This is a genomic window from Sporichthya polymorpha DSM 43042 (genome assembly GCF_000384115.1).
GTDB lineage: Bacteria > Actinomycetota > Actinomycetes > Sporichthyales > Sporichthyaceae > Sporichthya > Sporichthya polymorpha.
Window position 1 is genome coordinate 2,231,365 of sequence record NZ_KB913029.1, and the last position, 13,395, is coordinate 2,244,759.

Annotated in this window: 12 protein-coding genes and 1 pseudogene; 7 read left to right on the forward strand and 6 right to left on the reverse strand. The window is 73.6% G+C overall.

Going from position 1 to position 13,395, the window contains the following annotated elements; genetic code table 11:
• Positions 1 to 162: 162 nt before the first annotated feature.
• The 4 genes from SPOPO_RS0111055 to SPOPO_RS29015 all read left to right on the forward strand — a co-directional run bounded on the left by SPOPO_RS0111055 (position 163) and on the right by SPOPO_RS29015 (position 5,036).
• Positions 163 to 621, forward strand: coding sequence for a universal stress protein (locus tag SPOPO_RS0111055; RefSeq protein ID WP_019874839.1), 459 nt, complete (start codon positions 163 to 165; stop codon positions 619 to 621).
• Between the two features lie 75 nt (positions 622 to 696).
• Positions 697 to 3,405, forward strand: coding sequence for a bifunctional acetate--CoA ligase family protein/GNAT family N-acetyltransferase (locus SPOPO_RS0111060; RefSeq protein ID WP_211210884.1), 2,709 nt, complete (start codon positions 697 to 699; stop codon positions 3,403 to 3,405).
• Positions 3,406 to 3,421: 16 nt separating this feature from the next.
• Positions 3,422 to 4,624: an acetoin utilization protein AcuC gene (locus SPOPO_RS0111065; RefSeq protein ID WP_019874841.1), complete on the forward strand. Its 1,203-nt coding sequence runs from the start codon at positions 3,422 to 3,424 to the stop codon at positions 4,622 to 4,624.
• Between the two features lie 10 nt (positions 4,625 to 4,634).
• Positions 4,635 to 5,036 (forward strand): nitroreductase family deazaflavin-dependent oxidoreductase, encoded by a 402-nt coding sequence (locus SPOPO_RS29015; protein ID WP_019874842.1) that lies wholly within the window; start codon positions 4,635 to 4,637, stop codon positions 5,034 to 5,036.
• Positions 5,037 to 5,074: 38 nt separating this feature from the next.
• Here the strand turns inward: SPOPO_RS29015 and SPOPO_RS0111075 are convergent, their stop codons facing one another.
• A complete protein-coding gene (locus tag SPOPO_RS0111075; protein WP_019874843.1) occupies positions 5,075 to 5,956 on the reverse strand; it encodes a TroA family protein in 882 nt (293 codons plus the stop codon).
• A 20-nt stretch (positions 5,957 to 5,976) separates the two neighbouring features.
• Entirely contained in the window at positions 5,977 to 6,327 is a 351-nt protein-coding gene (locus SPOPO_RS29020; protein ID WP_019874844.1) for a hypothetical protein, read from the reverse strand.
• Between the two features lie 133 nt (positions 6,328 to 6,460).
• Between SPOPO_RS29020 and paaZ the strand changes: the two are divergent.
• Positions 6,461 to 8,005: pseudogene (paaZ, locus tag SPOPO_RS0111085) on the forward strand (phenylacetic acid degradation bifunctional protein PaaZ); the annotation flags it as partial.
• A 96-nt stretch (positions 8,006 to 8,101) separates the two neighbouring features.
• Positions 8,102 to 9,913, forward strand: coding sequence for a Na+/H+ antiporter NhaA (gene nhaA / locus SPOPO_RS0111090; RefSeq protein WP_084671718.1), 1,812 nt, complete (start codon positions 8,102 to 8,104; stop codon positions 9,911 to 9,913).
• A gap of 20 nt (positions 9,914 to 9,933) precedes the next feature.
• Here the strand turns inward: nhaA and SPOPO_RS0111095 are convergent, their stop codons facing one another.
• From SPOPO_RS0111095 to SPOPO_RS0111110, 4 genes are read right to left on the reverse strand one after another with little or no spacing between them, the layout of a single operon-like run.
• On the reverse strand, positions 9,934 to 10,599 hold the full coding sequence (locus SPOPO_RS0111095; protein WP_019874847.1) for a GNAT family protein: 666 nt from the start codon (positions 10,597 to 10,599) through the stop codon (positions 9,934 to 9,936).
• 2 nt (positions 10,600 to 10,601) lie between these two features.
• A complete protein-coding gene (locus SPOPO_RS0111100) occupies positions 10,602 to 11,777 on the reverse strand; it encodes a sulfotransferase family protein (protein ID WP_019874848.1) in 1,176 nt (391 codons plus the stop codon).
• A gap of 44 nt (positions 11,778 to 11,821) precedes the next feature.
• Positions 11,822 to 12,514, reverse strand: coding sequence for an aquaporin (locus SPOPO_RS0111105; RefSeq protein WP_019874849.1), 693 nt, complete (start codon positions 12,512 to 12,514; stop codon positions 11,822 to 11,824).
• On the reverse strand, positions 12,511 to 12,846 hold the full coding sequence (locus SPOPO_RS0111110) for an ArsR/SmtB family transcription factor (protein ID WP_019874850.1): 336 nt from the start codon (positions 12,844 to 12,846) through the stop codon (positions 12,511 to 12,513). Before SPOPO_RS0111110 ends, SPOPO_RS0111105 begins: the two co-directional genes overlap by 4 nt.
• Positions 12,847 to 12,940: 94 nt before the next feature.
• Here SPOPO_RS0111110 and SPOPO_RS0111115 point away from each other — a divergent pair, with 94 nt between their 5' ends.
• The gene (locus tag SPOPO_RS0111115) at positions 12,941 to 13,390 is read left to right on the forward strand and encodes an ArsI/CadI family heavy metal resistance metalloenzyme (protein ID WP_019874851.1); all 450 of its coding nucleotides are present in this window, start codon (positions 12,941 to 12,943) and stop codon (positions 13,388 to 13,390) included.
• Positions 13,391 to 13,395: the final 5 nt, after the last annotated feature.

Below are 13,395 nucleotides of genomic sequence, written 5' to 3' on the forward strand. Positions count from 1 at the left end.
ATCGGCGTAGAGCTCGTGGGCACGACCCGTGACGACATCGCGGCCGTCGCGATCCGCGTCCCGTCGGCCTGAACGATCCTTCGATGTGACCGGGTCGACCGTCGTTTCCGGCCCCTTTTCATTTTTCTGAACTAGAATCAGATGTAATGCTGAGGAGGGAAAATGGCTGACCAGCAGCGTTACATCACCGTCGGAGTCGATGGTTCGGAAGGGGGCCGTCGGGCCCTGTCCTGGGCGATCCGGCACGCGGTCGCCGTCGGCGCGGACGTTCAGGTCGTCACCGCCTGGTCGTGGGACGGGATGGCCTTCGCCGCCGGCAACACCGGTGGCCCGCACGAGGCGCGCGCCTACGCCGAGAAGGTCCAGCGCACCGACATCGACAAGGTGCTCAGCGAGATCGACGGCCCGGTGCCGGTGATCACGACGCGGGTCGTGGAGGGACACCCGACGGCGGTGCTCGTCGCGGCCTCGAAGGGCTCGGAGCTGCTCGTGCTCGGCAGCAACGGCCGCGGCTTCCTCGCCTCCACGCTGTTCGGCTCGGTGAGCGAGTCCGTCGTCCGCCGGGGCAGCACCCCCGTCCTCGTGGTGCCCGCGCTGGCGCGCGTGGCTGTTGCCGCCTGACCTTCGCGCGTAACGTCAGCGGGACCGAGCGCTATGGCGCGCGATTCCGCTGACGTTGCGGGGTACGGAGGAGACGTGGGCGAGCACACGTTGACTCTTGGACCACCGGACCCGGTGGACGCGCTGGCGGCTGACGGCTCCTACGTCCGGATCCGGCCGGCCGGGCCGGGGGACACCGATGCGCTCGTCGAGCTGCACGACCAGGCCTCGGCCCGGTCGCGCTACCTGCGGTTCTTCACCAACGACGCGAACGCCGGTCGCCGCTTCGTCACGCACCTGATGGCACCGCCGGCCGCGGGGGAGCAGCCGCCGGTCGTCCTGCTCGCCGAGCGCAGCGGGGCCGTGGTCGCGATGGGCGCTTACCTGCCCTCGTCGGCGGTCGAGGCCGAGGTCGCGTTCCTGGTCGCGGACTCCTGCCACGGCCTCGGCCTCGGGACGCTGCTGTTGGAGCAGCTCGCCGCCGTCGCCCGCGAGCGGGGCATCCGGCGGTTCCGGGCCGAGGTGCTGCTGGAGAACCGGGCGATGGTCGGGGTCCTCGTCGACTCCGGGTTCGCCGAGCGCAGCGAGCCCGACGGGCCGACGACGTCGATTCTCCTCGACACCGCCCTCGACGACCGGGCGCTGCGCCGCATCCTCGACCGCGAGCGGATGGCCGAGAACCGGTCGCTGGACCGTCTGCTCGCCCCGCGCAGCGTCGCGGTCGTGGGGGCCGGGCGGCTCGAGGGTCCGGGTCACCGCGTCGTCCGCAACCTGCTCGCCGCCGGCTTCACCGGCTCCGTGCACCCGGTGAACCCGACGGCCCGCGCGGTGCGCGGCGTGCCCGCGGTCGCGAAGATCGGGGACATCTCGCCGCCGGTGGACCTTGCCGTGATCGCGGTCCCCGCGCCCGCGGTGCTCGACGTCGTCGCCGAGTGCGGCCAGGCCGGGGTCGCCGCGGTGCTCGTGATCTCCGCCGGGTTCGCCGAGGCGGGGCCCGAGGGCCGGCAGGCCGAGGCCGAGCTGCTTTCGGTCGTCCGCCGCTACGGGATGCGCCTGGTCGGGCCGAACTGCCTCGGCGTCGTGAACACCGGCCCTGACGTGCGGCTCAACGCGTCGTTCGGACTCGAGATGCCGCCGCCCGGGGGGCTGTGTCTGGCCTCGCAGTCCGGGGCCGTCGGGATCGCCGTGCTCGACGCGGCGAGCCGCAACGGGCTCGGCGTCGCGGAGTTCGTCTCGCTCGGCAACAAGGCCGACGTCTCCGGCAACGACCTGCTGCTGGAGTGGTGGCGCGACCCGCGGGCCGACGTCATCGGTCTGTACCTGGAGTCGTTCGGCAACCCGCGTCGCTTCGCCCGTATTGCGCGGCTGGTCGCCTCGGACAAGCCCGTGCTCGTCGTCAAGGGCGGCCGGTCGAGCCGGGGCAGTCGGGCCGGGGCTTCCCACACCGCGGCCGCGGCGACGCCGGACCGCGTGCTCGACGCCCTCTGTGCCTCGGCCGGCGTCGTGCGGTTGGACTCGCTGCCCGAACTGCTCGACGTCGCGCGCCTGCTCGCCGGGCGCCCGCTGCCGCAGGGGTCGCGGCTCGCCGTCCTCGGGAACGCCGGTGGCGGCGGGGTGCTTGCGGCCGACGTGGCGTCCGCGGCCGGCCTCGAGGTGCCCCCGCTGACGGCGCCGACGATCGAGGCGTTGCGGGCCCTCGGCCCGGTCGACACCGACGGCAACCCGCTCGATCTCGGCGCGACCGCGTCCGCGGCGGCGCTCGCCGAGGCCCTGCGCATCGTCGCCGGGTCCGGGGAGGTCGATCTGGTGGTCGCGGTCGTGGCCTCCACCGGCGACAACGACGCCCCGGGCGCCCTCGACGCCATCGCCCGCGCGGCCGCGGAATGCCCCGAGGTGCCGGTGACCGTCGTCGCGCTCGGCGCGGTGACCGGCCCGCAGCGCATCGAGACCGATGGCGTCCGCATCCCGATCTTCGAGTTCCCCGAGACGGCTGTGCGCGCGCTCGGGCACGTCGCCCGGTACGCGGCCTGGCGCCGGCGGCCACAGGGTGAGGTGCCCCAGTTGGCCGGCGTCGACCTCGCCGCCGCCCGCACGCTGCTCGACGAGTTCCTGGGCGCGAACCGCGAGGGCGGGTGGCTCCCGCCGGTCGAGGCCGCGACGTTCCTGCGCGCGATCGGCATCGACGTCGCGCCCGGCGTCGTCGTCACCGACCCCGACGCGGCCGAGGCGGCGGCGACGCAGCTCGAGTACCCCGTCGTCCTGAAGAGTGCGGTCCCCGACCTCGTGCACAAGACCGACCGGGGCGCGGTGCGCACCGACCTGCGCGCCCCGTGGGAGGTCCGCGCCGCCTACGCGGCGGTCGTGCGCGCGGCGGAGGATCCGCGCGTCCTCGTGCAGCCGCTCGTGACGGGTACGGAACTGCTGATCGGCCTCGCCCGCGACCCGGACTTCGGCCCGGTCGTCGCCGCCGGCAGCGGTGGCGTCCTCACCGACCTCGTCGGCGACCGGGTGTACCGGGGCCTGCCGCTCACCGACGTCGACGCGACGGAGATGATCGCCGGGCCGCGGATCGCCCGGCTGCTCGCCGGGTACCGTGGCGCGCCGCCCGTCGCCATCCCCGCGGTGACCGACGTGCTGCACCGGGTCGCGGTGCTGGCCGAACGCTTCCCGGAGATCGCCGAGCTCGACCTCAACCCGGTCATGACCGGACCCGACGGCGCGACCGTGGTCGACGCGCGGATCCGCGTCATCCCCGCCGGCCCCGAGCCCGACCCCTACCGCCGGCGCCTCTCGCCCGCCCGCTGACCCGACAGGAGACCCGATGCCCGACGAGCGTTCCTGCCCCACCCTGCTCGTCGCCGGCGACGGCGCCGCGGCCTACGACCTCGGCGACGGGCATCCGATGCGCGCGGTGCGGGCGGCGCTCGCGGTCGAGCTCGCGCGGGCGCTCGGGGTCGCGGAACGCGCCGGCTGGACCGAGGTCGTCGCCCCGCCCGCCGCCGACGAGCAGCTGCGGCTCGTGCACACCGAGACCTACGTCGCGCTCGTGCGGCAGGCCGAGCGATTGCCGGAGGCGATCCTCGCCGGGTTCGGGCTCGGCACCGAGGACACCCCGGTGATCCCGGGTCTGCACCAGGCCGCGGCTGCGGTGGCCGGCGCGACGATCGCGGCCTGCGAGGCCGTGTGGTCCGGAACGACGCGGCACGCGGTCAACCTCGCGGGCGGCCTCCACCACGCGATGCCCGGCCACGCCAGCGGCTTCTGCGTCTACAACGACGCGGCCATCGGCATCGCGACGCTGCTCGCCGCCGGTGCGCGCCGCGTCGCGTACGTCGACCTCGACGCGCATCACGGCGACGGCGTCGAGAGGTGCTTCGTCGACGACCCCCGCGTGCTCACGATCTCACTGCACCAGGACGGGCGGACGCTGTTCCCCGGCACCGGGGCGGCCCACGACACCGGCGGCGACACGGCGCCCGGCAGTGCGGTGAACGTCGCGCTCCCGCCCGGGACCGACGACGCCGGCTGGCTGCGCGCCTTCCACGCCGTGGTGCCCGAGCGGATCCGCGCCTTCGGCCCCGACGTGATCGTCACCCAGTGCGGGTGCGACGCCCACCGCAACGACCCGCTCTCGGACCTGCAGATCTCGGTCGAGGGCTTCACGGTCGCGTACGAGGCGATGCACGACCTCGCCCACGAGACCAGCGCCGGGCGCTGGGTCGTCCTCGGCGGCGGGGGTTACGACCTCGGCGACGCGGTCCCGCGGTCGTGGGCCCAGCTGCTCGCGGTCGTCAGCGGTTCGGCGGTGGCCCCGGACACGGAGCTTCCCGGGGACTGGCGCGCGCAGTCCGAGACCCTGGTGGGTCGCGCGGCCCCGACCGTCCTCGGCGACGGTGCGGACCCGACGTGGCGGGGCTGGGAGACCGGCGCCGACCCCGAGCACGCCCTCGACGCCGCGATCCTCCAGACCAAGGCCGCCCACCGGAACGCCGGGATCGTGCCGATGGTCGGCGAGCTGTTCTGACGGATCGTCAGTGCGTCCGCCGCCACGCCTCCCCGACATCCTGCGCCCGCTCGCCCGGGCGACGGTCAACCGCCACCAGCTCCGGACCGCGGGTGGCCCCGGCGCGCGGGCGGCGCTGATCCGGCACCGGGGCCGCCGCTCCGGCCGGACCTACGAGACCCCGGTGACCCCGACCCCGATTGACGACGGCTTCCTCATCGCCCTGCCCTTCGGTGACCGCGCGGACTGGGTCCGCAACGTCCTCGCCGCCGGGGAGGCGACGCTGATCCGTGAGGGGGTCGAGCACGTCGTCCGGGACCCGGAGGTCGTCCCGATGGCCGACGTCGCGGACTGCTTCGACCCCGGGGACCAGCGCGTCCACCGCCGCTTCGGCGTCGACCTTGCCCTCCGCCTCCGCCTACGGACCCGGTGAATCTGGGGTGACACCCTCTACTTCGTTGATAAGGGGTGTCACCCCTTATCAACGAATGGGCGGGCGATGCGGCCCGGCGGGGGAGCGGCGAAGGCGTCGGGGTGGAGGGCCCAGGCAAGGGCCTCGATGCCGTCGACGAGGCCGGGACCCGCCTGGACGACGTAGTTCGCGGAGTCGATCGCGACGATCGGGAGGCCGGGGAGGCGCTCGGCGACCGCGGCGCTCTGCTCGATCGCGGCGTCGAGGCCGAAGCCGCAGGGCGCGACCACGACGACGTCGGCCGCGGGCAGGTCCTCCCACGGGATGCTGACGCTGCGGCCGCCGTCGATCGAGCCGACCGGAATCCCCCCGGCGTGCCGGACGAACTCGGGAACCCAGTGCCCGGGCAGGAACGGCGGGTCGGTCCACTCCAAAACGAGGACCCGCGGCCGCGGCCGGTCGCCGACGCCGTGGGAGACGACGTCGACGCGGCGGCGCAGGGACCACGCGAGTTCGCGGCCGACCTGCGGGACCCCCGCCGCGGCGGCGACGGTCTCGACGTCGAAGAAGACGTCGGAGAGGTAGCGCGGGTCGAGGGAGACGACCGCGGCGTCGGTGCCGATCGCGCGGCACGCGTCCTCGACGGTCCCGGCCGGGAGCGCGCACACCCGGCACAGGTCCTGAGTGAGGATCAGATCCGGTTTCAGCGCGGCGAGCGCGGCCCGGTCCAGTTCGTACATCGGCAGCCCGGCCGCCGTTCGGTCGCGGACCCACGCGTCGATCTCGGCGGGACTGAGCCCGTCCGGGATCGCGGTGTCGACCACGACCGGCACCCGGTCCCGCAGCGAGCACTCGAACGTCACCGCGACCAGGTCGTCCGCAAGGCCCAGCGCCCGCACGATCTCGGTCGCCGCGGGCAGCAGAGAGGCGATCCGGGGCATGACCCCAGGGTAGGCAGCGATCAGTCGTCGGGTTCTTCGGTGTGCTCGGCGTGCGCGGAGTGCCCGGCGTACCAGTCCGCGTAGGGGGTGTTCTTCGCGAGATGCCGGTTCCAGTCCGGCGCCCCGTCGGTCCACCACACCGGCCCCCGCTCGCCGAGGGCGCGCTTGGCAGCGTCGACCTGCTCCCGCGCCCGCGTGCGGGCGTCGTCGTCCCCGGCCTGCATCGCGGCCTGCTTGGCCCGCCGGGCCGCCATCAGGTCGGAGACCAGGCGCTCGCGGGCGTCCTCGGACAGCGCCGGGTTCGACCGCCGCCACAGCCGCCCGCGCACGACGACGTACCGGTCGTCGGGGGTCACGAGTGGTTCGGCCATGGCGGAACACTTCCGCAGGACGGCCCGTCCATGTACTACACGTTCTTGACGTGACGCGGGAAACGCGTAGCGTATCGCCGGATGGGCCCGCCCCGGCAGGATGGGCCCGAGTCGCCGAGGAAGGGACGTCCCGATGAGCGCACTGCTGGAGAGCTACGCCGCGGGGACGTGGTTCCGCGCCGACGACGAGGGCGACCCGCTGCTCGACGCCGCGACCGGCGAGGAGGTCGCGCGGATCTCCGCCCGCGGCCTCGACCTCGCCGCGATGGCCGAGCACGCGCGCACCGCCGGCGGCCCCGCGATCCGGGCACTGAGCTTCCATGAGCGCGCCGCGATCCTCAAGCAGCTGGCCGGGTTCCTCAACGAGAACAAGGACGACCTGTACGCACTCTCCGCCCGCACCGGTGCGACCAGGCGCGACTCGATGGTCGACATCGACGGCGGGTTCGGCACCGTCTTCGTCTACGCGAGCAAGGGCGCGAAGGAACTGCCCGAGGGCGACGTTCTCGTAGACGGCAACACCGAGCGCATCGGCAAGAACGGCGTCTTCGAGGGCCGGCACCTCTACACCTCGCGGCCCGGCGTCGCGGTGCAGATCAACGCCTTCAACTTCCCGACCTGGGGGATGTTGGAGAAGTTCGCCCCGGCCTTCCTCGCCGGCCTGCCGTCGATCGTGAAGCCCGCGAGCCAGACCGCGTACCTGACCGAGGCCGTCGTCCGGAAGATTGTCGGGAGCGGGATCCTGCCCGAGGGCTCGCTGCAGCTGCTGTGCGGCAGCGCCGGCGCGCTGCTCGACGTCCTCGACGAGCAGGACTCCGTCGCGTTCACCGGCTCCGCGCACACCGCCGGTGTCCTGCGCGCCAACCCGGCGGTGCAGCACCGCGGGGTGCGGCTGCAGGTCGAGGCCGACTCGCTGAACTGCTCGATCCTTGGGCCGGACGTCGAGGCCGGTTCCGCCGAGTTCGACCTGTTCGTCAAGGGCGTCGTCACCGAGATGACGGTGAAGGCGGGTCAGAAGTGCACGGCGATCCGCCGCTGCCTGGTGCCGACGGCGACGGCCGACGCGGTCACGGAGGCGATCGCCGCGAAGCTCGCGAAGGTCACCGTCGGCAACCCGGCCAACGACGAGGTCCGCATGGGTGCGCTCGCGAGCCTCGGCCAGCGCGAGGAGGTCCGCAAGGCGATCGAGGCCCTGCGGTCCTCCGCCGAGATCGTGTTCGGCAGCCCGGACGCCGTCGACGTCGTCGACGCGGACGCCGAGCGCGGGGCCTTCCTCTCCCCGGTGCTGCTGCGCGCCCGCCCCGGCGCCGTCGAACCGCACGACGTCGAGCCGTTCGGCCCGGTCTCGACGGTGCTGACCTACGACTCCGTCGACGACGCGATCGCGCTCGCCGCCCGCGGCCGGGGCAGCCTCGCGGGCTCGCTGGTCACCGCCGATCCCGCGATCGCGCGGCAGGTCGTGCGCGGCGTCGCCCCGTGGCACGGGCGGGTCCTCGTCCTCGACGCCGTCGCCGCGCCGGACAGCACCGGCCACGGCACCCCGCTGCCGACGCTGGTCCACGGCGGCCCCGGCCGCGCCGGCGGCGGCGAGGAACTCGGGGGCATCCGCGGCGTCCTGCACCACATGCAGCGGACGGCGATCCAGGGATCACCCGCCATGCTGGACGCGATCACCGGCGCCTGAGTCGAGCCGCGGGGAAGAAACCCGACCGAACCGGCATTGTTGACCCCCGTGGCGAACTCCCCGACGTCCGGCGCGTCGACCGGTCGGGCAATGATGACCCGGCTGGCGGCTCCGGCGCGTCGGTACCTGGACACCGAGGCCGGCAGCGCGGGCCTGCTGCTGCTCGCGACGCTCGCGGCCCTGGCGTGGGCGAATTCGCCCTGGCCGGACAGCTACGACCGGTTCTGGCACACCGAGCTGTCGATCACCCTCGACACCCACACGCTGAACCTCGACCTGAAGCACTGGGTCAACGACGGCCTGATGGTGTTCTTCTTCCTCGTCGTCGGTCTCGAGGTCAAACGTGAGCTCGCGATGGGCGAGCTCACGGACCGTCGACGCGCCGCCGTCCCGCTCGCCGCCGCCCTGCTCGGGCTGGTGGCACCGGCGCTGCTGTTCCTCGCGATCAACCCCTCCGGCGAAGCCGCGTCCGCGTGGGGCGTCGTGATCTCCACGGACACCGCGTTCCTGCTCGGGGTGCTCGCCCTCGTCGGCTCGCACGTCTCGACCGGGCTGCGGCTGTTCCTTCTCACCCTCGCCGTCGCCGACGACATCGGCGCGCTGACGATCATCGCGCTCTTCTACACCGAGGACCTCGACCTCGTCGCGCTCGCGCTCGCGGCGCTCGGCATCGCCGCGATGCTGTTGCTCCGTTACCTGCACGTGTGGCGCGGGCCCGGGTACTTCGTCCTCGCCATCGGGGTCTGGATCGCGATGTACGAGTCCGGGGTGCACCCGACCCTGGCCGGTGTCGTCATCGCGATGTTCACTCCCGCGTACCCGGCCCGCCGCGAGCAGGTCGAGGAGGCTGAGCGCCTGACGCGGGCGTTCCGGCAGTCGCCGAACCCGGAGTACGCCCGCGCCGCGCGCCTGAGCATCGAGCGCTCGGTCTCGCTGAACGAACGGATGACGCGGCTCTACCACCCGTGGACGAGCTACGTCATCGTCCCGATCTTCGCCCTGGCCAACGCCGGTGTCCGCCTCGACGGCGACACGATCAGCGACGCCTCCTCCTCGCCGGTGACGATCGGCATCGTCGTCGGTCTCGTGCTCGGCAAGCTGATCGGCATCTGGGCCGGTGCCTACGCCGCCGTCCGCTTCCGGCTGGGCGAGTTCGCGCCCGGCATCACCGGCCTCGGCCTCGCCGCGGGCGCGGCGCTGTCGGGCATCGGGTTCACGATCTCGCTGTTCATCGTCGACCTCGCGCTCGACGACCCGCAGCTCGCCGACGAGGCGCGCATCGGCGTTCTGGCCGCCTCCGTGCTCGCGACCGCGCTCGGGTGGGGCCTGTTCCGCGTCGCGCAGGCGCGGCAGGGCGAGATGCCCGGCCGGCCGCTCAAGCTCGACCCGCCCGTCGACCCGGCGCGCGACCACATCCGCGGCCCGGTCGACGCTCCGCTCACCCTCGTCGAGTACGGCGACTTCGAGTGCCCGTTCTGCAGCACGGCGACGGGGTCCGTGCACGAGTTGCAGGACCGCCTGGGTGACCAGTTGCGCTACGTCTTCCGCCACCTCCCGCTCGACGTCCACCCCCACGCCCCGCTCGCCGCCGAGGCCTCCGAGGCCGCCGCCGCGCAGGGTCGGTTCTGGGAGATGTACGACCGGCTCTACGAGCGACAGGACCAGCTGAGCGAGCGCGACCTGATCGTCCACGCCTACGAGCTCGGCCTGAACGTCGAGGAGTTCGCCCGCGAGCTGGTCGAGAGCAGGTACGCCCCGATCGTCCGCGACCACGTTCTCTCCGCCGAGGCCAGCGGCGTCGGCGGCACCCCCACGTTCTTCGTCAACGGGGTCCGCCACGTCGGCCCGTTCGACGCCGAGACCCTCGCCGCCCGCCTCCTCGAGACCGCCCCGGTGCACTAGCGACCGAGGGGCAGGAAGGGTCAGGGGCGGCCGGGAGTGAACAGCTGGATCGAGCCGACGGGGGAGCAGCCGGCGCGGAGCAGGGCCCGCATGCTCGCGGCGTTGCCGGGGGCGCAGGCGGCGACGACGAGCTCCCCGGCGGGGACGGCGGCGAGGCCGGCCCGGACCAGCGCGGTGCCACCGCCGGCGCCGCGGCGCGACTGATCGAGCTCGAAGCTCAGCTCGGTCAGGCCGCCGATGCCGCGGGCGAGGACGACCACGGAGGTGTCGGTCGCGTCGGTCCGGCCGAGGACGCGGACGTCGTCGCGGACCCGCTGCGCGAACCCCACCCGGGGGTGCCCGGCGAGGTCGGGCCGCGTGATCAGGTGTCCGCCGGTCCCGCGGGCCTCCCAGGCCCCGGTGCCGACGCCGACGAGCAGCGAGTCGAGGCTGTCGATCCAGCCGCCGTCGGCGAGGGCCGCGATCACGGCGGGGTGGTGCGCCCCGCCGAGCCCGTCGACGCCGAGCTTGGTGAGCTCGTCGTCGGCGACCCGGTCGGAGATCGCGAGCACCGCGTGCCCGGTGAACGCGACGACGGCCTCGACTCCGTCGCGCCACGGCGGGACGCGTCGCCAGCCGGCGTCGGCGGCCGGGAACTCGCCGGCCGCCGCGGCGCGGATCAGCGTCGCGAGCGGATGTTCGCTCATCGTCAACCTCGACGCAGGGGGCTGTCGGGGCCGGAGACGAACGCTCGGTACGCGGCGAATGCCTCATCGACCTGATGGGGCGTCAGGCCGTAACGGTCGAGGGTGTAGTCGGGGGCCCCGGTACGGCCGGGCGGGTGCGAGCGTTCCCATGCGGTGATGGCGGCGAGCAGCGCGGGCGCGGGTTCGGTGCCGCGGCTGCGCAGGATGCGCGCCACCACCGCACTGACGTCGGAGCACGTCTCCGCGTAGTCGACGTCGAGCACCTGGGCGGCGTCGACCCGGGCCCGCTGCTCGATGTTGGCGTCCCAGCTCTGGGCGCTGAGCAGGACGTTGCGGCCGATCTGCTCCAGCGGGACGTGGTCCGCGCCGTAGGCCCGGTGGAAGATCTCCTGCATGTGCGCGCTGGACGGCACGACCTGCTGCGGGTCGCGGTGGCAGTGCACCACGGTCGCGCGGGGAAAGGTCTTGAGCAGGGTCTCGAGCGCGTGCAGGTGGATCGGGGCCTTGAGCACCCAGGGCCGGCCTCGGCGCCCGCCGTCCTGCCACTGCAGGTACTGCAGTGCCCGCTTGAGGTCGGCGTAGGCGGGGGTCTGGTCCTGCTGCACGACCCAGTCGATGAACGAGTACCCGTGGCAGACCCACGGTGTGCCGACGGTGCGGAAGCTGAGCTGGAGGAGCAGCACCTCCTCCTCCGGCTCGGTCGCCTCAACCGGATGCACCGCCATCATGTCCGGGTGCTGCTCGCGCAGGACCGCGAGCTGCTGCTCGGTGACGGCGATGCGCGGGTCCGGGCCGGGGCCGGGCGGGCCCCACGGCGTCGGGAACAGCGCCTGCCACAGCAGGAGCCGCTGGAAGTCCGGCACGACCGCGAGTGCGCGGTGCAGCTTCGTCGTTCCGGTGCGGGCCAGGCCGGTGATGACGATCGGGTCGTCGAGCTCCTCGTCGGCGATCTCCGGGTGCTCGGCGAACGCGGCCGCGATCGCGAGGCGCGTGCACAGCAGCCGCGTCATGTCGGCGTCGAACGCCGCGGCCCACGTCGCGTCCAGGGTTCCGGCCGAGTCGACGGCCTCGACGAGCTTCTCGAACGGCTCCCGGAACGCCGGGTCACCGAAGTCGCGCAGCCCGAGCAGGTCCCCGGCCGCCGACATCAGGGCGGCCGCGCGCAGGCTCGGGGTCATCGGTCCAGCACATCACAGAGTGGCGGAAGGGTGGGCCGGGCCGCTCAGATGTCGACCGTGTCCCTCGCCGGCACCGGGTAGAGGGCGAGCAGCAGAACCAGGCCGAGCGCGGCGCCGACCAACTGCGCGGCGACGAAGCCGGGGACCGACGAGGGCGCGATCCCGGCGAAGGTGTCGGTGAAGGCGCGGCCGATCGTCACGGCCGGGTTCGCGAACGAGGTCGACGAGGTGAACCAGTACGCCGCCCCGATGTACGCGCCGACGGCGGGGGCGCACAGGGGACGCTGCGAGCTGCGCACGAGCGCGAAGATCACCAGGACCAGGCCGGCCGTGGCGACGCCCTCCGCCACGAGCGTCGGACCGCCGTCCCGTGCGTGCGTCGAGGTGGTGAGCACCCCGACGTCGAACATCCCGTGGGCGAGCCAGGTGCCGGCGATCGCCCCCGCGGTCTGGGCGGAGACGTACGCGGCCACCTCCGGCCCGCGGAACGAACGCCGGTCGAGGGCCCACGCCGAGAGGGTGACGGCGGGGTTGAGGTGGGCCCCGCTGACCGGCGCGAGGACGAGGATCAGCACCGTCAGCCCGAGGGCGGTGGCCATCGAGTTCTGCAGCAGCTGGAGGCCGACGTCGTCGGGCGAAAGTCGCTGGGCCGCAATGCCGGAACCGACGACGACCGTGACCAGCCCGCCCGTGCCGACGAACTCGGCCAGGGCGCGGCGCCGTAGCTCCGCCGTCATCCGACCGGAGTGCCGAGTAGGCGGCCCAGCGCGTCGAGGGCCTCGGCCCGGACGCGGTAGTACACCCAGCTCGCCCGGCGCTCGGAGGTCAGCAGGCCCGCCTCGCGCAGCACCTTGAGGTGGTGACTGATCGTCGGTTGGGAGACGTCGAACTCGCCCGTGAGCTCGCAGACGCACGCCTCCTGGTCCTCGTGCGATGCGATCAGGGAGAACAGGCGCAGCCGCACCGGGTCGCCGAGGGCCTTGAACGCCGCGGCCAGATCCACGGCCTGACGCGCCGTCAGCGGCTCGCGGCTCAGCGGTGCGCAGCAGTTCACGTCCAGAAGTTCCATGACCGTCCCGGGAATGAATTCGACAGGTATCGATATTGACAGCTATCGAAACAAGGCGCAACCTTCGACCATTCCGAGAGAACGGAGCACCGTCATGACCAGCACTGCCGCTCGTACTGCCATCGACACCAGCCGCGTCCAGCTCGCCCTCCGGGTCGCCGACCTCGAGGCCGCCGTGGATTTCTACGGCCGGCTGTTCGGGGCCGAGCCGGCCAAGCGCCGCCCGGGGTACGCCAACTTCGCGATCGCCTCGCCGCCGCTCAAGCTCGTCCTGATCGAGGGCGAGCCCGGCCGGGACACGGTGCTCGACCACCTCGGCGTCGAGGTGCCCACCAGCGCGGAGGTGTCCGCAGCCGCCGCGCGTCTGGCCGCGTCCGGCCTCGCGACGGAGGAGGAGCAGGACCGCGCCTGCTGCTACGCCGTCCAGGACAAGGTCTGGGTCGAGGCGCCCGGCAAGGAGCCGTGGGAGATCTACACGGTAAAGGCGGACGCCGACACCCTCAGCCCCGCGGGAGCCGAGCCGTGCCGCGCGGGGTGCTGCTGACCGCG

Coding starts and splice junctions, on each gene's coding strand:
- SPOPO_RS0111100 (WP_019874848.1), bottom strand. CDS start 11,777: ATGACCCCGAGCCTGCGCGCGGCCGCCCTGATGTCGGCGGCCGGGGAC.
- SPOPO_RS0111075 (WP_019874843.1), bottom strand. CDS start 5,956: ATGCCCCGGATCGCCTCTCTGCTGCCCGCGGCGACCGAGATCGTGCGG.
- SPOPO_RS0111110 (WP_019874850.1), bottom strand. CDS start 12,846: ATGGAACTTCTGGACGTGAACTGCTGCGCACCGCTGAGCCGCGAGCCG.
- SPOPO_RS0111065 (WP_019874841.1), top strand. CDS start 3,422: ATGCCCGACGAGCGTTCCTGCCCCACCCTGCTCGTCGCCGGCGACGGC.
- SPOPO_RS0111055 (WP_019874839.1), top strand. CDS start 163: ATGGCTGACCAGCAGCGTTACATCACCGTCGGAGTCGATGGTTCGGAA.
- nhaA (WP_084671718.1), top strand. CDS start 8,102: ATGATGACCCGGCTGGCGGCTCCGGCGCGTCGGTACCTGGACACCGAG.
- SPOPO_RS0111105 (WP_019874849.1), bottom strand. CDS start 12,514: ATGACGGCGGAGCTACGGCGCCGCGCCCTGGCCGAGTTCGTCGGCACG.
- SPOPO_RS0111115 (WP_019874851.1), top strand. CDS start 12,941: ATGACCAGCACTGCCGCTCGTACTGCCATCGACACCAGCCGCGTCCAG.
- SPOPO_RS29020 (WP_019874844.1), bottom strand. CDS start 6,327: ATGGCCGAACCACTCGTGACCCCCGACGACCGGTACGTCGTCGTGCGC.
- SPOPO_RS0111095 (WP_019874847.1), bottom strand. CDS start 10,599: ATGAGCGAACATCCGCTCGCGACGCTGATCCGCGCCGCGGCGGCCGGC.